Below are 19,714 nucleotides of genomic sequence, written 5' to 3' on the forward strand. Positions count from 1 at the left end.
GCAGAGAGATAATCTCAATAGTCAAAGAATAAATTAATAATATCAGTAAGTTGTTTCACCAATATTTTTCAGGGCATCAATCACTAATTGCCAGAATTTGGCGTGATCTAATTTGACAGCAACTTGCGTATGGCAATCTTCAGGTGGTGGAAAACGGAAATCAGCAACTGTCATTCCTGTGGTTAAGTTTCCCATCAGTTCGATATTAACGGGGACTTTTTGGGTCGTCATAACATCAGGATCGATCACATAGGCTACAGCACAGGGATCATGCACAGGAGGATAGCCAAATCCCTGATGCTCACGGTATCTGTCACCATAAAATTTCAGTGCATCCAAAACGAATTGAGCGGAACGTGTCTTAATCCGGGCGATTGCCTCGATAATTTCAGGTGTTGCTTGCGCTTGATGAGTGAGATCTAAACCGACCATCGTCAGCGGCCATTTTTCATTAAAAACAATGTGTGCGGCTTCTGGATCGATCACGATATTGAATTCTGCAACTGCGCTTCTGTTTCCTTTATGATAGCCCCCTCCCATTAATACCACTTCTTTTACACGCTCAACAATTTGTGGTGCTTTGCGTACAGCCATAGCGATATTCGTCAAACCCGCAGTGGGCACCAAAGTGACACTCTTGGGTGGGTTTTCCATAATCACATCAATAATGAGATCAACTGCGTGGCGCGCATCCAGTTTCATATTAGGTTCAGGAAGAATAGGGCCATCCAGACCCGTTTCACCATGAATGTCTGGCGCGGTATTGATCTCCCGAACCAGTGGACGGTGGCAACCTGCTGCGAAAGGAACGTTATGAATATTAGCGATGCGTGCAACGCAAAGCGCATTGCGGGTGACTTTATTCAGGGTTTGATTACCAACAACTGTCGTGACAGCCAACAATTCAATATTGGGGTTGCCGTGGGCAAGCAGGAGAGCAATGGCATCATCATGCCCGGGATCGCAGTCAAGGATCATTTTCTTGGGTAGCATATTTATTCCTTTACAGTGGTTATGACCTTCATTTCTCAAGTTGCTGTTTTGTCGGCTGCAACTCGAAACCTATTAAGTACATATGTAAATATTTACGTTCAGAATAATTTACTAACAGAAAAAATTCCTTCCAACCCCATCACAAAATGAAAACGCAAAAGATGCAATCTGTTAACAATCGTTTTAATAATTGTGATTTAATTAACATGAAAACAACAAAGGGTTTGAGCATTTCAGGTACATATGATTCATATGCATACCAGACATGAAATGCATGGATGTTTATTTTTATTAATTTATTAATATTTTGTTATTTATTGTTTTGTTAATACACCTGAACAACTAATGTTCAAAAAATGTAATAAGCACCCCTGATAAAAGGAGTAGCAAGGTTACACCATCAGGGGATAAACAGATGCTCATGGGGTATAACATGAATAATAAACTTGATTCATTAACATACTATACGGTGACGAAAAAATATGATCTTCGTTTTCCGATGTTGACAGAAGATCTGGATGTTGATGTCGTTATCATTGGCGGCGGTTTTTCCGGTATCAATACCGCATTAGAGCTGGCAGAAAAAGGCATCACCAATATTGCTATTTTGGAAGGCCGGACGTTGGGATATGGCGGTACAGGCCGTAATGGTGGACAAGTGATGACGGGTATTGGTCATGATTTGGATAAGATCAAACGCCATGTGGGTAAAAAAGGCCTGGAAACTATATTTAAAATCAGTAGCTTGGGGGCTGAAATTATTCGTGATCGAATTGCCAAATATGATATTCAGGCTGATTTCTGTCAAGGTTATGCCTATCTTGGCTGGAATTCTCGACATGATAAAACCCTGCATAGTTGGTTACAGGAATTTCGTTCGGCTTCCCCTGAGAAAGAAATTGAGCTTTATACGGGGGCAGATGTTAAAAAAGTCATTGGCTCAGACCGTTATACCAGTGCACTAAAACATATGGGGGGTGGGCATGTGCACTCACTCAATTTGCTGCTGGGAGAAGCCAAAGCGGTCACTGAACATGGCGTCAAAATTTTCGAAAACAGTCAGGTTGTGAGCGTACAGTATGGTCCCAGGGTCACAGTACGTACAGTAACAGGATCGGTTCGTGCCAATAAGATGCTGTGGGCATGTAATGCCTTTTTGGATGGACTCGAACCGACTATTTATAGAAAAACAATCAATACTTATGCTTTTCAATTGATGACAGAAGAATTGTCGGACGATTTGATTGAAAGGATCAGCCCAATTCGTGGGGCATACAGTGATATTAGTCCGGTCATTGATTACTACCGTGTTACCAAAGAAAATCGCCTGTTATATGGCAGCGCGACACACTTTCTTGAATATATCCCTTCCGATTTAAAAGCATGGAATCGCAATTTCATGCTCAAGACCTTCCCTTATTTGAAAGATGTGGAGATAGAGCTGGCATGGGGCGGGCCATTATGTTGTAGCGCTAATCTGTTTCCGCAAATGGGTTCTCTGCCTAATCATAAAAATGTGTTCTATGTTCAAGGCTATTCGGGATTTGGGGTAACGCCAAGCCACATTATCTGCAAAATTCTGGCTGAGGGGATGAGTGAAGGTTCGGAGCGTTATTCGCTACTGAGTTCGATTCCCCACCCCGATATTATCGGGAAAGATAAACTGAGAAATGTATTGCTCTCTGTCGGTAAAACCTGGCACCAGGCTTCAGGTTATTGGAAAGGGCGTCGTTAGTTTTTCTTTTTCCATTTTTGAAACGGTCACAGTTAAAGGTAAAAGTTATGATCAAGCCATTATTATTAGATAAGGCGCTGCCTGAATTAATGCCCATTGGCAGTGTCACCAATCTTAGTTCTGTTGTGGTGGAAGGTGATCCGCAGGCAAGTGTAGCCATGATCCACGGGGAACCATCAGATAATCTGACTTGTGGTATTTTTGCCTGTACCAAGGGTAAATTTAAAATGATCTATCCCTTTGATGAAATGGCAACAGTGCATGAAGGTTCAGTGAAGCTGACTGATGTCAAAACAGGGGGGATGGTTGAATATCATAAAGGCGATTCGTGGTTTGCGGTAAAAGGGAGTGAAGTATTGTGGGAAATCACCAGCGAACGTTTCGTCAAACATTATATGGCTTGTATAAACGGGCAATTGCCTGACTAAACGGGGAAAAAGTGATGAGTGAAGTTAAGTTGCTGGAGTCCGTTACAACCTTTTTGCAGCGCTCTCATGGTCACTATATTAATGGGGCCTCTGTTCTTGGTCAGGAAAATGAAGCTTTCTCTGTTGTTAACCCGGCTGATGGTGAAGTGATAGCGACGGTCAATCAAGGAGGCGAGCACGAAGTTAATCAGGCAATGCAGGCGGCATCAGAGGCGTTTCACGGTGTATGGGCACAAACTTCCCCTATGGAACGGGGGAATTGCCTGAATCGGCTGGCTGATCTATTACAAAAAAATAGCGAGGAGTTAGCACAACTGGAAAGTTTATGCTCCGGCAAACCGATTCAATTATCCCGTATGTTGGATGTGGGAGCATCAGCCGATTATTTACGCTATTTTGCCGGATGGTCGACCAAAATCACGGGGGAAACACTGAATGTTTCATTGCCATCGCTTAAAGGAGAAAAATATTCCGCGTTCACGCGCCGTGAGCCTGTTGGCGTCGTAGTTGGCATTATTCCGTGGAATTTCTCCATCATGATTGCGATCTGGAAATTGGGGGCGGCACTGGCGTGTGGTTGTACGATTGTCCTTAAACCCAGTGAATATACTCCTTTAACCATGCTACGAGTGGTTGAACTGGCAAAAGAAGCGGGAATTCCAGATGGTGTGATCAATATCGTCAATGGTTCAGGTGCTCGCGTGGGTATTTCTCTCATTAATCATCCTCAATGTGCCAAAGTCACTTTTACAGGCTCTGTTCCAACAGGAATAAGCGTGGGAAAATTGGCCCTGGAGCAGGGGCTGAAACGCACAACACTGGAGCTTGGCGGCAAAAACGCGGCGGCTTTTCTGTCTGATATGACAGTTGAAAAGATCGTTGATGGCATATTGGAAGCGGGCTATGTGTATCAAGGGCAGATTTGTGCGGCTGCGGAACGTTTTTATATTCCATCCGTTCATATAGATGCTGTTTTGGTATTACTGTCTGAACGCTTATCGGCGATGAAAATTGGCTCTCCCCTTGATGAATCAACGGAAATGGGACCTTTGGCAAACAAAGAACATTACGAAAAAATTCTGTCTATGTTTGAAACAGCGCGTCAGGAGGGTAATGAAATCGTCTACGGCGGCTATGCTTTGGAGGGAGCGGGATTTTTTGTCGCACCAACAGTGATTAAAGCCAAGAGTGTTGAAGACACATTAATGAACGAAGAAACGTTCGGGCCGATCGGCACTTTCCTCAGTTATGAGGATGAAGAAGAACTGATTACCATGATGAATGCGACGCCATTCGGGTTGTCTGCCAGCCTCTGGACGAATGATATGAGCAAAGCGATGCGTATGCTCCCCTGCATTAAAGCGGGCATGCTATGGATTAATATGCATACGTTTCTGGATCCTGCGGTTCCATTTGGTGGGATTAAATCTTCAGGGGTGGGTCGTGAGTTTGGCAGTGCTTTCATTGAGCATTATACGGAGCTGAAATCAGTCATGATGCGTTATTGATGGATGTGCCAGTATTAATAATGGAATAGTGAATGATTCTCGTGAGCGCTGACAGGCCATTGGTTATCGAAGTGCTCATATTTTTTGCCTTGCTGAAAAAACGCCGTCATCAAAATGTAATTAAATTATCACAAAAATGCTGCAATATCTTCAGTTAACTGTCATATGACATATCTATTATCCGAGCGAATCAACATGATGTTTTTTATCCTATTCATTTAATTGCAAGGAAAATCCTATGTCGCGTAATGATGAGAAAAGCCTGTTTGTTGTGATGATTGCTGTGTTGATATCAGGAATGACAGTGCCTGTATGGGCTGTCGGCGAGGCAAATCACATTTTGGCGCAACAGCGTGCGGTACAAGGCAATATTACCCAGTTTGGTGGTGCCCGCCGTCTCACCCAAGATCAAACTGAGGCGCTTAAGGCGGCATTGAGCAACAACAGAGCCAAAAATGTGATCCTGTTTATTGGTGATGGCATGGGGGACTCTGAAATTACCCTTGCCCGTGATTATGCAGAAGGTGCTGGTGGGTTCTTTAAAGGAATAGATGCCTTGCCGTTCACTGGGCAATATACACACTATTCGTTGGATAAAAAGACGCAGAAACCCAACTATGTGACAGATTCAGCGGCTTCTGCCACGGCTTGGGCAACCGGCGTAAAAACCTATAATGGGGCGCTGGGGATCGATGTTTTTGGCAATCCTCATCAATCTCTTTTAGCGTTGGCCAAAAAGAACGGCAAAGCAACGGGAAATATCACCACAGCCGAAATTCAGGATGCAACACCCGCGGCGTTATACGCCCATATTACGAATCGTAAGTGCTACGCCCCAGAAGAAACCTCGAAGTATTGTGGCACAGAGGCTTTAGAAAATGGGGGTAAAGGCTCTATTAGCGAACAATTACTGGCAGCACGTGCTGATGTAACCTTAGGCGGTGGCGCAAAATCGTTTACCCAACAATCGCTATCCGGCGTTAATAAAGGAAAGACATTGCAACAACAAGCATTGGAGCAGGGATACCAATGGGTCACGGATGCGAAGTCATTGGCGGCTGTCAAAAGTGCTAATCAACAAAAACCTTTGTTAGGCTTATTCAATGATGGAAATTTGGATGTCGCCTGGGAAGGGCCAAAAGCAGTTTATCACGGTAATATCAATGAAAAGCCGGTGAAATGCGCAGTGAATGCGAAATTAGATCCTAACGCACCTACATTAGAGCAACTGACGGAAAAAGCGATTGATTTACTGAAAAAGAATAAAAATGGTTTTTTCCTGCAAGTTGAAAGTGCTTCGATTGATAAACAGGATCATAACGCGAACCCTTGTGCCCAAATTGGTGAAACAGTCGCTTTGGATAAAGCCATACAAGTTGGCCTTAAGTTTGCCAAAGAACAGGGTGATACGCTGGTGATTGTGACGGCTGATCATGCGCATGCGAGCCAGATCATTGAGCCTGATGTTAAATCACCTGGCTTGACGCGATCGCTGATTACGAAAGATGGCGCCGTTATAACGGTAAATTATGGTAATTCGGAAGGGGATAAGCAGGAACACACCGGTACACAGCTACGGGTCGCGGCTTATGGCCCACATGCTGCCAATGTGGTAGGTTTGACTGATCAGACTGATCTGTTCTTTACCATACGTGATGCAATGAACCTAAAATAACATGGTGACAAATGAGGAAGATCCGTCAGTTATCTCGTCAGGAAATCTCTGATGTCTGGAATATTGGCCGTACAAAATTGATTGAAAACTTATATGTCCTGAATTAAAAAATCAGGGAGAATTAAGGAATCAATGAGAAGAGAAGAAAAATGTAACAGTGGTGCGAAGGGGGGGACTTGAACCCCCACGTCCGTAAGGACACTAACACCTGAAGCTAGCGCGTCTACCAATTCCGCCACCCTCGCAGGTACTGCTATTTATCTGGTTTGTTTAATCGATAGTTATCTGATTTGGTGCGAAGGGGGGGACTTGAACCCCCACGTCCGTAAGAACACTAACACCTGAAGCTAGCGCGTCTACCAATTCCGCCACCCTCGCATATTCAGACACTATCACTTAAACGACTATCACTTAAGCGAATAGCATGGAGGCGCATTCTAGAGATTTTATAGCTGGCGTCAATCATTATTTAGGGAGAAAACGTGTGATTGGTGTAAAAATCAGCATGTTGATATGGTTGGCAAGGGCAGAAATGAGATGCCGGAAAATAGAAATTGCCTGCCCGTTAAATGGAGGCAGGCAATACAGGATGCGTTTGCTACCCAAATTATTTCTTAGTTGCTTGATATACTTTGAATTTACCTGTTTGCGCAATAACTTCATGGCTGCCAAAGACATTATCCAGCAGATTAGGATAAGGCAAGAAAGCGTTTGCAACGATCCGCAATTTACCGCCGTATTTCAGATAATTGGGTGCCATACGGATCATATCTTCAGCTGCCGTCAGGTTGGTTTTCAGGCCATCATGGAAGGGGGGATTAGAAATAATCCAGTCGAATTTTTCTTCAATGGCAGAATACACATTACTTGTGATCACATTGCCTTTCAGTTTATTAGCTTGCAGTGTCGCCTTACTGGAGATGATAGCAGCGGCATTGACATCGCTCAGTGTCAGGGACAAATCCGGGTTCTTTTTACCCAACACGGCTGCCAATACCCCAGCACCACAAGCCATATCCAACAGACTGCCAGAAATAGGGGCATCGAAAGTAGAAAGCAGCAGACGACTGCCGATATCCAAATCATCCTGGCTAAATACGCCGGGCAGTGTATTGACGGCGACATCTTCCACTTGATAGCTGTTCCACCAATTATTTTGGTCGAATTGCACCTGGTTTTTCAATTGGCCGTAAAACAGGCTGCAACGGCGGGCTGTATCGATTTTTTGGAAAGTAGCGATGCTTTCCATTAGCTTATCAACACTGCGCACACCACTACGGTTCTCCCCTACAATAAAGATATCAGTATCGGGGGACAGGATGGAAAACAGATTGCGGAGTTGAAAACGCGCTTCCTGTTTGCTTTTTGGCCAGTAATAAATCAACGTATCACATTCTCTGATAAATTCGCTGTCTGCTACAAGGCCGAACCAGGCGTTATCACCAAGCTGGCGGATCAGGGATTGCCAGTGGTGATATTGGTTAGTATGCACACGCACACTTGCCGCTTCGATTTCCGTTGCCAGGTTATCCTGAAGATCACCGGCAAAAAGCAGATGATGGGAGCGAAATTGCTCATGATGGCGCAGGATAACTTCGCTGGCCGGGGTTAATACTGACATCTATGTATAGCTCCTTATAAACTTTATCTGAATATCAGTGGGCGGTACTGACAGGCCGATTGGCGCAGAGTTAAACCCTCTGATAATATATTACCTGTTATTTTTTATGGCAGATGGAATAAAACACGATGACAAAGCGTGACAGATTACTCTCCCGGTTGGGGATCACCCAATGGGTTTTGCGTAGCCCAATGGCTTTGCAAGGTGAATTATCTGTCCTCATCCCTGATTCAACCCGTCTATTGATCATCAGTCATGATCACATTGACTTAAGTCATTCATTGTTTGCTGATATTTTCACAGCCATGGGGATCGATGCCTCATCGGTATATTGCATCATGACCAAAGATGTTGAGCTACTTTCGGAATCAATCCACTGCCCAAGTTGGCTGTTGGGGGTTGATATTACCTTACCAGTACAAGGGATTTCTTTGAGAAGCCCAGCATTAAATGACTTATCTCTTGATGGGAATGCAAAACGTGCTCTTTGGCAACAAATTTACCATTATGAAGAATATTTCTCTATTAACTCCCGTTGATCTTCTCGCAGCATTTCAAATAGAACAGGTCAGCCATGCGTTTCCGTGGAGTGAAAAAACCTTTTACTCCAATCAGGGAGAACGTTATCTCAACTATAAGATAACGCAGAATGACCAGATTATCGGTTTTGCGATAACACAGTATGTCATGGATGAAGCAACACTATTTAATATCGCTATTCATCCTGAATATCAATCACGGGGCTATGGCAGGGCATTGCTGGCGCATCTTATCAACATATTGCCTGAAAAACAGATCAATACCTTGTGGCTTGAAGTCCGCCGCTCTAACCAAGCCGCCATTCGTTTATACGAAGATATGGGCTTTAATGAAGTTTCCATCCGCAAGAATTATTACCCGACTGCGGCAGGTAAGGAAGATGCCATTATTATGGCGTTGCCGTTGTTTGGTGAGTAAGAAGTTGGAAGGTGAAAAGTTTTTATGAAAATTCTGGATCTGACATGCACAAAGACCCAATGGATAATCAGTTATGGAAAAAGAGGAAAAAATCGATTATTTTTCAGGCGATGCTGGCAGTGCCAGCAGTGAACAATCTTTGTACATCGTCACATCTTCCGGCTCCAGTTGTCGGCAGAACCGTTCGGTTAATTTAGGTGTGTCCAAAACGGTTCTAATCGTTATTCCCCAAACAGCCCATGCTGAAATTGATGCATAACAGATAATAAAGAAAATCACACAAAAAAGTAGTAGGGCGTTAATCTCTGCATCGTAACCACTAAAAACGGATATGCCTGCTAAAGACACAATCCATGCTTTCGGGTTGAGCCATTGGCACATCATTCCTTGTATAAGGGATGGAGCATTGGTCTCTAACTCACTATCATCACCGATCATTGGGTCTTGCATAGCAACTTTATATGCCAAGTATAACAAGAAACTGCCTCCTATATAGGTAAGTATTTCGGTTAGATATGGCACCTCATTGATAAATTGAGCTAATCCAAAGCCGAGTAAAAATAGAATCGATACAAAACCAATTGTAGCACCGGTTATATGTGGGATAGTTCGAATATATCCGCAATTGGCTCCGGTAACTGTTGCTATTATGTTTACAGGTCCTGGCGATATAGAAGTTACAAGGGCAAAAATTGCCATTGCAAATAATTGAGTCATAAGCTTTCATCTCCTAAAAATCAGTGACTTCTCCAGAGCCATTAATAAAGCGATGCTCTTGCAAATCAACAATGCGGTACTGTTTCGCCTTGATTTTTCCCGCTTTGCTTTCCCAAAATCCTTGTTCGAACTCATCAGTAATTTACATTAACGATATTCCTGCCTGGATGTTAAATATTGTATAAAATTGTTGTTTATAGAATTGTGCAAAATTCAAACGCAGAGGTGCTGGTCACTTACGTTTATTTGCCTGTCTTCATTTCAACGCGGACTAATGGCTAGAAAAGTGTCTGGAGTTTATTGACCGCTACAGATTTTGGGGGGCATGATAAGTTGTAATTTGCAAAGGTGCTCTAGCAGTGTAAAATTTTTGCAAATTTATTTTCTGTACATAACATTGTACATAATTGGAAAAATTTCTATGCAAAACCCAATTTTCGCCAGTGAAGTCGCCAAGCGAAGAACCTTTGCAATAATTTCTCACCCGGATGCGGGTAAAACAACTATTACCGAAAAAGTATTACTGTTCGGACAGGCGATCCAGAAAGCGGGGACGGTAAAAGGCCGAGGCTCCAACCAACACGCTAAATCAGACTGGATGGAGATGGAAAAACAGCGTGGTATCTCTATTACTACTTCCGTAATGCAGTTTCCCTATGCTGACTGTTTGGTTAACTTACTGGATACCCCAGGGCACGAAGACTTCTCGGAAGATACTTACCGCACGTTGACAGCCGTTGACTGCTGTTTGATGGTCATTGACGCCGCGAAAGGGGTTGAGGATCGTACCCGTAAATTGATGGAAGTGACCCGCCTGCGTGATACGCCAATCCTGACATTCATGAACAAGCTCGACCGTGATATTCGTGATCCAATGGAGCTTATGGATGAAGTGGAAAATGAGCTGAAGATTGCCTGTAGCCCGATTACATGGCCAATTGGCTGTGGTAAATCCTTTAAAGGCGTCTATCACCTCTACCTTGATGAAACTTATCTGTACCAATCCGGTCAGGGGCATACCATTCAGGAAGTTCGTGCTATCAAGGGATTGAACAACCCTGAACTGGATGCAGCTGTGGGTGAAGAACTGGCGAATCAATTACGTGAAGAGCTGGAACTCGTCAAAGGTGCATCCCATGAATTTGATCAGGAAGCCTTTTTACAGGGAGAATTAACACCGGTTTTCTTCGGTACTGCATTGGGTAACTTTGGTGTTGATCATATGCTGGATGGCCTGGTTAAATGGGCGCCAAACCCAATGCCGCGTCAGGCTGATGCGCGTGAAGTGGCTGCGGGTGAAGAGAAATTCACCGGTTTTGTTTTCAAAATTCAGGCGAATATGGACCCGAAACACCGTGACCGTGTGGCCTTTTTGCGCGTTGTTTCCGGTAAATATGAAAAAGGCATGAAACTACGCCAGGTTCGCATTAAGAAAGACGTTGTTATTTCTGATGCGCTGACCTTTATGGCAGGGGATCGTTCTCATGTTGAGCACGCTTATCCGGGGGACATTATCGGTCTGCACAATCATGGCACTATTCAGATTGGCGATACCTTCACTCAAGGTGAAGAGTTGAAATTTACCGGCATCCCTAACTTTGCCCCTGAATTGTTCCGCCGTATTCGTCTGCGTGATCCGTTGAAGCAGAAACAGTTGCTGAAAGGTCTGGTGCAATTATCAGAAGAAGGTGCTGTACAGGTATTCCGTCCGTTGTCCAATAACGATCTCATTGTTGGAGCGGTAGGTGTGCTTCAGTTTGACGTGGTTGTTGCCCGCTTGAAGAGTGAATATAACGTTGAAGCACTGTATGAACCGGTTAACGTTTCCACTGCTCGCTGGGTAGAATGCAGCGATGTGAAGAAATTGGAAGAATTCAAGCGTAAAAGTGAGCAGAATCTGGCTCTTGATGGTGGTGATAATTTAACTTACATTGCCCCAACCATGGTCAATTTAAACTTGACCAGTGAACGCTATCCTGATGTTTCCTTCCGCAAGACACGGGAACATTAATCCCCTTTCCGGGCCAGCTATTCTGTTGGCCCTTATTATTTATGCTATCTGTATATTCTGCTTTTTGTGCCAATAAAAGAATAACTCTCTCCGTTAATGAAAATATACGTTATTTTTTGTAAATCTCATTTTATCACTATTGCCTAATTGACATACTGCATACTGTTTTGGTGGCGGTTCAGACTGAAATTAAAAAAGGTGGTAGGATGAAAAATATTAAGTTTACACATTCACTACTGGCTGTTGTTCTAGGCTCGGTATTGGTCAGTGGTAGTGCTCTGGCAGCGGATCTTTCTGTGGGAAAAACATTGGAGAGTACAGGGCAAAAAATCGATAAATCTCTAGACAGTGCAGGGAACCAAATTGATAACTCCCTGCAAAAAGCAGATGATTATTTAGACGACAGTGCCATTACAGCAAAAGTGAAGGAAAAATTGCTGGAACATAAAGGGATAAATAGTCATGACATTTCGGTAAAAACGGAAAAAGGCGTTGTCCATCTTTCCGGTTTTGTCAAAAACAAACATCAAGCGGCGAAGATAGTTAAGATTGTTCATGGAATAAAAGGTGTCAAATCAGTAAAAAGCACGATAGAGATTAAAAAACAATCTTAATCTGAAAAAATAACAGATATTGAGAATAGAGTGGCTGATAATAGCCACTCTTTCTGTTTCTTTTCCTCAAATAATATCTTGTTAAGTGACGAGATTACTCATTCGCTGGCGGCATTCTGGTCACTGGCTATTCTCATATCAATTTAACTATTGGTGCTTTATTTCTTCACTTTTTATAAAAATGTTACAAGCAAGTTTTTTGAGCAACGATATACTGATAGGTATTCGGCGGCTTTCAGAGGGAGAGAAGAGTGGGGAAACATATTTCAATAACATTAGGTAATATCGAACCTTTAGCTTATCAGTCCCAGATTAAACCCGGGAAAATTGCTCTCGTTTGTGAAGGGGGTGGTCAGCGAGGTATTTTTACCGCCGGTGTCTTGGATGAATTTCTCCGTCTTGGTTTTAATCCGTTCGAACTGTTCCTTGGGACATCGGCGGGAGCGCAAAACCTTTCTGCCTATATTTGTGGTCAGAGGGGGTATGCACGCAAGATAATCAACCGTTATACAACTAACCCCGCTTTTTTTAATCCATTACGCTTTGTGCGCGGTGGGCATTTGATCGATTTAGATTGGTATATTGATACCATATCTGAGCAGTTGCCGTTGGATATTCCTGTCGCAATGCGTCAGTTTGATGTTGGACGTGAATTTTACATGTGTGCTTGCCGCTCGGATAATTTTGAGCCGAGTTACCTGCATCCAGATGACAAAAATTGGATGGATATTGTCAAGGCCTCCAGCGCCATTCCGGGGTTTTATCGTAACGGCGTTACGCTTGATGATGTGGTTTACCAAGATGGGGGGATTTGTGATGCGATCCCAGTGCAGGAGGCTTATCGCCGAGGCGCGGATACTATTGTAGTGATTCGCACAGTGCCTTCACAGCTTTATTATACGCCTCAGTGGTTCAAGCGTATGGAGCGTTGGTTAGAAGTGAGTAGTTTGCAAAAAATGGTCAAGATGCTCAACCTCCATGCACAAAGTTACCGCCGAACCCAGAAATTTATCGAAAATCCACCGGATAATGTGCAAATCTTCGAAATTTATCCACCAGCACCCTTGGCAACAATGGCTCTAGGCAGTCGGCTCAGTGCGTTAAATCAGGATTATCATTTGGGGCGGCGTTGCGGACGATATTTTCTGGCAACGATTGGACATACTTTTGTTGAAGGCAAATTTGGGCATACAGAACGTAAAAGTTATGGGGTATGCCGTACAGGATTAAGTTCTGATCACAACTGTTTTCGGCGAAACCATTTCCTGAACGGTGGCAATCATTGCCCGTCAGTGGAATCCCCGGCGTCTGGGATGGTGGAGCATGTGCAAACGGTAGGAACTCTCATGATGGATAAGTTGGATTAGATGCTGATTGATACACATTGCCATTTTGATTTCCCTCCTTTTGCTGGTGATGAAATAGTGAGCCTGCAACAAGCCAGACAAATGGGCGTGGAAAAAATTATCGTTCCGACAATAGGTCAAACAAACTTCCAGAGAGTTTCTGCGCTGGCTGAGGCTTATTCTCCGATTTATGCCGCATTTGGTTTACATCCACTCTATATTGCTGAACACCAAGCGATCCATTTGGATGAGTTGGCGCAAAAATTACAGGAAAAAGAGGCCAAATGCGTAGCGGTAGGTGAAATCGGTCTTGACCTTTATATGCCGGATCCGCAGTTTGAAAAGCAGAAAAGCATGTTAGAAGTACAGCTAAAACTAGCGAAACAACACGATCTGCCGGTGATACTCCATTCCAGAAAAAGCCATGACCAATTGGCAGCAATCTTGAGGAAGCACAAATTACCGCGAACAGGGGTTATTCATGGTTTTGCGGGGAGTTTATCTCAAGCCCAGGCCTTTATTCGTCTGGGGTTTTACATTGGTGTCGGGGGAACAATTACCTACGATAGAGCGCAAAAGACCCGGAACACTATTTCACAATTGCCTTTGTCATCTTTGGTGCTGGAAACGGATGCGCCTGATATGCCGTTATCGGGGTTTCAGGGGCTGCCAAACCGACCAGAAAGGGTTGCACAGGTTTTTTCTGTATTGTGTGAATTGCGTCAGGAGCCGTCAGATGAAATTGCCAATCAGCTTTACCAAAATAGCACTATCCTATTTGCATTGAGTTGACTTATAACATATTAATAATGTTTAACTTATATTCTTTGCCTATTTATCCTGCCTTTTACCTTTTTCTCCATTAAATCATCTAACCCCACCGAAACTAGGTGGTTTTATGTGATGTATGTCTCATTTTGTATTTTTATATTACTTTTTACGGTATTAATTTGTGATGTTAGTTGCTTGTTCCTTTTTAGTCCTAGGTATAATCGGCTCACACACAATGTCAGTAGGAATTTATAGGATAACTGACATATTTTCTTATTATTTATTCAGTGAACAGGGATCCTTCCAATGCAACTCCTTATGAGCCTGATCGGGATGGCAGTGCTGGTTTTTATCGCAGTACTCTTCTCCAGTAATTATCGAGCCATTAAAATCCGCACCGTCTTGGGCGCCTTTCTGATGCAGGTTGCCATTGGGGCATTTGTACTTTATGTACCCGCCGGCAAAGACATTCTGGGGGGAATGTCAAAAGGCGTATCCAATGTAATTGGATACGGACAAAAAGGAACAGATTTTATTTTTGGCGGTCTGGTGTCCGACAAAATGTTTGAATTATTCGGCGGCGGCGGTTTTGTCTTTGCCCTGCGTGTCCTGCCAGTGATTGTTTTCTTCTCATCACTCATTGCGGTGTTGTATTACATGGGCATTATGCAGTTCGTCATCAAAATATTGGGTGGTGGATTGCAGAAAATATTGGGAACCTCACGGACTGAATCTTTGTCTGCAACGGCGAATATTTTCGTCGGTCAAACCGAAGCGCCTTTGGTTGTCCGTCCGTACATTTCGACCATGACCCAGTCTGAGTTGTTCGCAGTGATGTGTGGTGGCCTGGCTTCTGTTGCCGGCTCTGTATTGGCGGGCTATGCATCTATGGGTGTTCCATTGGAATACCTGATTGCGGCTTCATTTATGGCTGCGCCAGGTGGTTTACTGTTTGCAAAATTGCTGGTGCCGGAAACAGAAAAAACGCACGATATGGCTGATGCGATGTCGTTGGTTGCAGCGGAAGATCGTCCTGCGAATATTATTGATGCTGCGGCATCGGGTGCAGCATCTGGTATGCAGTTAGCCCTGAATGTTGGTGCCATGCTGTTGGCATTCACCGCATTGATTGCTTTGCTGAACGGTATCTTAGGCGGTATCGGCGGCTGGTTTGATTATCCTCAATTATCGATGGAATTGGTTTTGGGTTGGGTTTTTGCACCCATTGCCTACCTGATCGGTATTCCGTGGAATGAGGCAACAATTGCGGGTTCTTTCATCGGGCAGAAATTAGTTGTTAACGAATTCGTGGCATTCATGAACTTTAGTGAATACCTGCAAGCCGATGATGCTGTTCAGGCTGCGGGGCTGCAAGTACTTTCCGGCCATACTAAAGCCATTATCTCTTTTGCGCTGTGTGGTTTCGCCAACCTGTCTTCTGTTGCGATCCTTCTGGGCGGCTTAGGTGGTATGGCTCCAAATCGTCGCGGTGATATTGCCCGTTTCGGTTTTAAAGCCGTCTTGGCGGGTTCACTTTCTAACTTGATGAGTGCAACCATTGCCGGATTCTTCTTTTCGTTGTAAGACACAGGAAGTCTATACTCGATAAACTTCAAGTAGCAATCCGCAAGACGACGCGAGGCCTTATATTTCCCCGCGCAGCGGGGAAATATAACACGCATCTTGAAGTTAGATTGGTATATATCAAATTGAATGCAGGTGAGATTTCTCACCTGTATTTGTTTTAAGTCTGTTGTCTGATTCAGTGACGATAATCATACCGTTGGAGAGTTTTATGACCGATTTAACTGCCGCCGCTCAACTGGCGCTGAGTTTGATGGATTTAACTACACTTAATGATGATGATACAGATGAGAAAGTGGCCGCACTTTGTCGTCAGGCAAACAGCCCTGCCGGAAAGACGGCAGCTATCTGCATCTATCCACGTTTTATTCCCGTGGCACGTAACGTATTACGCGAACAGGGAACCCCTGATATCCGCATTGCCACGGTGACTAATTTCCCACATGGCAATGATGATATCGACATTGCACTGGCTGAAACGCGTGCTGCCATAGCTTATGGTGCTGATGAAGTGGATGTTGTTTTTCCTTATCGTGCACTGATGGCCGGTAATGAGCAGATTGGTTTTGATTTGGTAACAGCCTGTAAAACGGCCTGTACTGAATCCGGCGTCTGGCTAAAAGTCATCATTGAAACGGGGGAATTAAAAGAAGCGGCTTTGATTCGCAAGGCATCTGAAATTTCCATTAAGGCGGGAGCGGATTTCATCAAAACTTCAACGGGTAAGGTTCCCGTTAATGCGACGCTGGAAAGTGCCGAAATTATGCTGAGTGTGATCCGTGATATGAGCGTAGGTGATCGCGTTGGTTTTAAACCGGCGGGCGGTGTGCGTACCAGCGAAGAAGCGGCACAATATTTGGCGTTGGCAGAACGTATTATGGGAAATCAATGGGTTGATTCCCGTCATTTCCGTTTTGGGGCGTCCAGTTTGTTGGGCAGTTTGTTGACAACGCTTGGACACCAGAGTCAAAAGCAAAGTAGGGGTTATTGAGATCAATAATCACTCACTGCACACACGCTAAGATAGTGTGCATAACTGCCATTCTTTTCAGGTGATAATGATTGGGAGGTAGCTTTGTTTCTGGCACAGGAAATTATCCGCAAAAAACGTGATGGTCATCCACTGAATGAAGAAGAGATCCGCTTCTTTATTAACGGTGTCCGTGATAATACGGTTTCCGAAGGGCAGATTGCTGCACTGGCAATGACTATCTATTTCCATGACATGACGATGGAAGAACGTGTCGCACTGACTTTAGCGGTGCGTGATTCTGGTACGGTTTTAGACTGGAAGACATTGAATTTACCCGGCCCGATTGTCGATAAACACTCGACGGGCGGTGTGGGCGATGTCACTTCCCTGATGCTGGGTCCAATGGTAGCGGCTTGCGGGGGATATGTACCGATGATATCGGGACGTGGCTTGGGGCATACCGGAGGAACGCTGGATAAATTAGAATCCATTCCCGGTTTTGATATTTTCCCTGATGAGTACCGTTTCCGCGAGATTATTCGCAATGTCGGTATTGCCATTATCGGACAGACAAATTCGCTGGCACCGGCGGATAAACGCTTTTATGCGACGCGTGATATTACGGCGACCGTTGATTCTATCCCTTTGATTACCGCCTCTATCTTGGGTAAGAAATTAGCCGAAGGGCTGGATGCTTTAGTCATGGATGTGAAAGTGGGTTCTGGGGCATTTATGCCGACCTACGAACAATCGGAACGGCTGGCCGAAGCTATCGTTGAAGTCGCCAATGGGGCGGGATGTAAGACTACGGCACTCTTGACGGATATGAATCAAGTTTTGGCATCCAGCGCGGGTAATGCGTTGGAAGTGCGTGAAGCTGTCCAATTCCTGACCGGAGAATACCGTAACCCTCGGTTGTTTGACGTTACCATGGCATTATCTGCTGAAATGCTGGTGTCAGGTAATTTGGCTATTGATCGTGACGATGCATACCATAAATTACAAGCTGCACTGGACAGTGGCAGGGCGGCGGAAACATTTGGTCGCATGGTGGCAGCGCAGAAAGGGCCGACTGATTTTGTTGAAAATTACTCCCGCTACCTCCCGACAGCGGAATTTGTCAAGCCAGTATTGGCTGGCGAGGTGTTAGCTGAACAGATGTTAGCGGGAAAAAATTGCATTGTTGCAGAAATGGATACCCGTGTCTTAGGAATGTCAGTGGTTGCATTGGGCGGAGGACGTCGTAAAGCGACAGATCCCATTAATTACAGTGTGGGGCTAAGTGATATCGTTGCGCTAGGTACAAACGTGAATGCGGATACTCCCTTGGCAATGATTCATGCCAATAGTGAGCATACCTGGCATGACGCCGCAGAAGCAGTACGTAAGGCGCTTGTTTTGAAGGATAAGGAAACAGTTTTTAAGGAAAGCGGGACACAAGCCACCACACCGATGGTTTATCGTTATATCCGTGGATAAATCATACAAGCATTGAAATTGATTTTAATAGCTGGCAGTTTCCGCATTGATAGCGTGAATTGACGCAGGAGAAAATTATGAAACGTACATTCATCATGGTATTGGATTCCTTTGGTATCGGTGCAACTGCTGATGCTGAAAAGTTTGGTGATAAGGGATCTAACACTTTGGGTCATATAGCAGAACACTGTGCCCGTGGTGAGGCTGATATTGGCCGTAAGGGACCACTACATTTGCCAAACCTGAGTCGTCTGGGATTGGGCAAGGCAGCAGAAGAGTCTTGCGGAACGTTCCCGATTGGCCTGGATAAAGAGGCCGAAATTATTGGCGCTTATGGTTACGCGAGTGAGCTTTCTTCTGGTAAAGACACGCCGTCAGGACACTGGGAAATTGCAGGCGTTCCGGTTCTGTTTGACTGGGGGTATTTCCGTGACGAAGAAAACAGCTTCCCACAGGCATTGCTGGATAAACTGGTCGAACGCGCGGATCTGCCGGGTTATCTGGGGAACTGTCACTCTTCCGGTACGGTTATTCTGGACAAATTAGGCGAAGAGCATATGAAAACCGGTCAACCGATTTTCTATACCTCTGCGGATTCTGTTTTCCAGATTGCTTGCCATGAAGAGACATTTGGTTTGGATCGCTTGTATGAGCTGTGTGAAATTGCGCGTGAAGAGTTGAATATTGGTGACTATAACATTGGTCGCGTGATTGCCCGTCCATTTGTGGGTGATAAAGCCGGGAATTTCCAGCGTACCGGCAACCGTCATGACTTGGCCGTTGAGCCGCCCGCCCCCACTGTCCTGAAAAAACTACTGGATGAAAAGCAGGGTGAAGTGGTTTCCATTGGCAAAATTGCAGATATTTACGCGAATGTCGGGATCACCAAAAAGGTCAAAGCGACAGGCATTGATGCCCTGTTTGATGCTTCGCTGATTGAAATGGAGCAGGCGGGCGATAACACCATCGTATTTACCAACTTTGTTGATTTTGATTCTTCCTACGGTCACCGCCGTGATGTCGCTGGTTACGCGGCAGCCCTGGAATTGTTTGACCGTCGTTTACCAGAAATGCTGAAATTGGTTAAAGAAGATGACATTCTGATCCTGACGGCTGACCATGGCTGTGACCCAACTTGGGCGGGAACAGATCACACCCGTGAACATGTTCCGGTTTTGGTTTACGGACCTCAAGTCAAACCAGGTTCATTAGGCCATCGTGAAACGTTCGCCGACATGGGGCAGACAGTCGCAAAATACTTCGATCTGACCCCCATGGATTATGGTAAAGCGATGTTTTAAT

17 protein-coding genes and 2 tRNA genes are annotated in these 19,714 nt (G+C 44.6%); 14 read left to right on the forward strand and 5 right to left on the reverse strand.

Annotated features, from left to right (window positions below; all coding sequences use genetic code 11):
* Positions 1-42: 42 nt before the first annotated feature.
* Positions 43-993 (reverse strand): nucleoside hydrolase, encoded by a 951-nt coding sequence (locus AAY47_RS02580; protein ID WP_047766684.1) that lies wholly within the window; start codon positions 991-993, stop codon positions 43-45.
* A 433-nt stretch (positions 994-1,426) separates the two neighbouring features.
* On the opposite strand from AAY47_RS02580, the gene AAY47_RS02585 reads away from it, so the two are divergent.
* The 4 genes from AAY47_RS02585 (at position 1,427) to phoA (ending at position 6,339) form a co-directional block, all read left to right on the forward strand.
* The gene (locus tag AAY47_RS02585) at positions 1,427-2,728 is read left to right on the forward strand and encodes an NAD(P)/FAD-dependent oxidoreductase (RefSeq protein WP_047766760.1); all 1,302 of its coding nucleotides are present in this window, start codon (positions 1,427-1,429) and stop codon (positions 2,726-2,728) included.
* A 47-nt stretch (positions 2,729-2,775) separates the two neighbouring features.
* Complete coding sequence (locus AAY47_RS02590; RefSeq protein WP_047766685.1) at positions 2,776-3,156, forward strand: cupin domain-containing protein; 381 nt, start codon at positions 2,776-2,778, stop codon at positions 3,154-3,156.
* Positions 3,157-3,170: 14 nt separating this feature from the next.
* Positions 3,171-4,664, forward strand: a complete 1,494-nt coding sequence (locus AAY47_RS02595) for an aldehyde dehydrogenase family protein (RefSeq protein WP_047766686.1) — start codon at positions 3,171-3,173, stop codon at positions 4,662-4,664.
* Positions 4,665-4,938: 274 nt separating this feature from the next.
* Complete coding sequence (gene phoA, locus AAY47_RS02600) at positions 4,939-6,339, forward strand: alkaline phosphatase (protein WP_369813294.1); 1,401 nt, start codon at positions 4,939-4,941, stop codon at positions 6,337-6,339.
* Between the two features lie 158 nt (positions 6,340-6,497).
* On the opposite strand, the gene AAY47_RS02605 is transcribed toward phoA, so the two are convergent.
* From AAY47_RS02605 to rsmC, 3 genes are all read right to left on the reverse strand, one after another.
* Positions 6,498-6,584, reverse strand: a tRNA-Leu gene (locus AAY47_RS02605).
* A gap of 46 nt (positions 6,585-6,630) precedes the next feature.
* Positions 6,631-6,717 (reverse strand) — tRNA-Leu (locus tag AAY47_RS02610).
* A 229-nt stretch (positions 6,718-6,946) separates the two neighbouring features.
* A complete protein-coding gene (gene rsmC, locus AAY47_RS02615) occupies positions 6,947-7,960 on the reverse strand; it encodes a 16S rRNA (guanine(1207)-N(2))-methyltransferase RsmC (RefSeq protein WP_047766688.1) in 1,014 nt (337 codons plus the stop codon).
* 128 nt (positions 7,961-8,088) lie between these two features.
* Here rsmC and AAY47_RS02620 point away from each other — a divergent pair, with 128 nt between their 5' ends.
* Positions 8,089-8,499, forward strand: coding sequence for a DNA polymerase III subunit psi (locus tag AAY47_RS02620; protein ID WP_047766689.1), 411 nt, complete (start codon positions 8,089-8,091; stop codon positions 8,497-8,499).
* Complete coding sequence (rimI, locus tag AAY47_RS02625) at positions 8,468-8,917, forward strand: ribosomal protein S18-alanine N-acetyltransferase (protein ID WP_047766690.1); 450 nt, start codon at positions 8,468-8,470, stop codon at positions 8,915-8,917. Before AAY47_RS02620 ends, rimI begins: the two co-directional genes overlap by 32 nt.
* 96 nt (positions 8,918-9,013) lie before the next feature.
* Here the strand turns inward: rimI and AAY47_RS02630 are convergent, their stop codons facing one another.
* Entirely contained in the window at positions 9,014-9,634 is a 621-nt protein-coding gene (locus tag AAY47_RS02630; RefSeq protein ID WP_072059728.1) for a LysE family translocator, read from the reverse strand.
* A gap of 421 nt (positions 9,635-10,055) precedes the next feature.
* Between AAY47_RS02630 and prfC the strand changes: the two genes are divergently transcribed.
* The 8 genes from prfC (at position 10,056) to deoB (ending at position 19,713) form a co-directional block, all read left to right on the forward strand.
* Positions 10,056-11,645 (forward strand): peptide chain release factor 3, encoded by a 1,590-nt coding sequence (prfC, locus tag AAY47_RS02635; protein WP_047766691.1) that lies wholly within the window; start codon positions 10,056-10,058, stop codon positions 11,643-11,645.
* A 206-nt stretch (positions 11,646-11,851) separates the two neighbouring features.
* A complete protein-coding gene (locus tag AAY47_RS02640) occupies positions 11,852-12,259 on the forward strand; it encodes a BON domain-containing protein (RefSeq protein ID WP_047766692.1) in 408 nt (135 codons plus the stop codon).
* A 251-nt stretch (positions 12,260-12,510) separates the two neighbouring features.
* Entirely contained in the window at positions 12,511-13,626 is a 1,116-nt protein-coding gene (locus AAY47_RS02645) for a patatin-like phospholipase family protein (protein ID WP_047766693.1), read from the forward strand.
* Positions 13,627-14,397 carry a TatD family hydrolase gene (locus AAY47_RS02650; protein ID WP_047766694.1) on the forward strand — a complete coding sequence of 257 codons (771 nt, stop codon included), beginning with the start codon at positions 13,627-13,629 and terminating at the stop codon, positions 14,395-14,397.
* Positions 14,398-14,694: 297 nt separating this feature from the next.
* Positions 14,695-15,960, forward strand: a complete 1,266-nt coding sequence (locus tag AAY47_RS02655) for a NupC/NupG family nucleoside CNT transporter (RefSeq protein ID WP_200897729.1) — start codon at positions 14,695-14,697, stop codon at positions 15,958-15,960.
* Between the two features lie 211 nt (positions 15,961-16,171).
* Complete coding sequence (gene deoC / locus AAY47_RS02660; RefSeq protein WP_047766696.1) at positions 16,172-16,951, forward strand: deoxyribose-phosphate aldolase; 780 nt, start codon at positions 16,172-16,174, stop codon at positions 16,949-16,951.
* 84 nt (positions 16,952-17,035) lie between these two features.
* Entirely contained in the window at positions 17,036-18,412 is a 1,377-nt protein-coding gene (gene deoA, locus AAY47_RS02665) for a thymidine phosphorylase (protein WP_047766697.1), read from the forward strand.
* 77 nt (positions 18,413-18,489) lie between these two features.
* Positions 18,490-19,713, forward strand: a complete 1,224-nt coding sequence (gene deoB / locus AAY47_RS02670) for a phosphopentomutase (RefSeq protein ID WP_047766698.1) — start codon at positions 18,490-18,492, stop codon at positions 19,711-19,713.
* Position 19,714 lies beyond the last annotated feature (1 nt).

It is taken from the genome of Xenorhabdus griffiniae, assembly GCF_001028135.1.
In the GTDB taxonomy this organism is placed as follows: domain Bacteria; phylum Pseudomonadota; class Gammaproteobacteria; order Enterobacterales; family Enterobacteriaceae; genus Xenorhabdus; species Xenorhabdus bakwenae.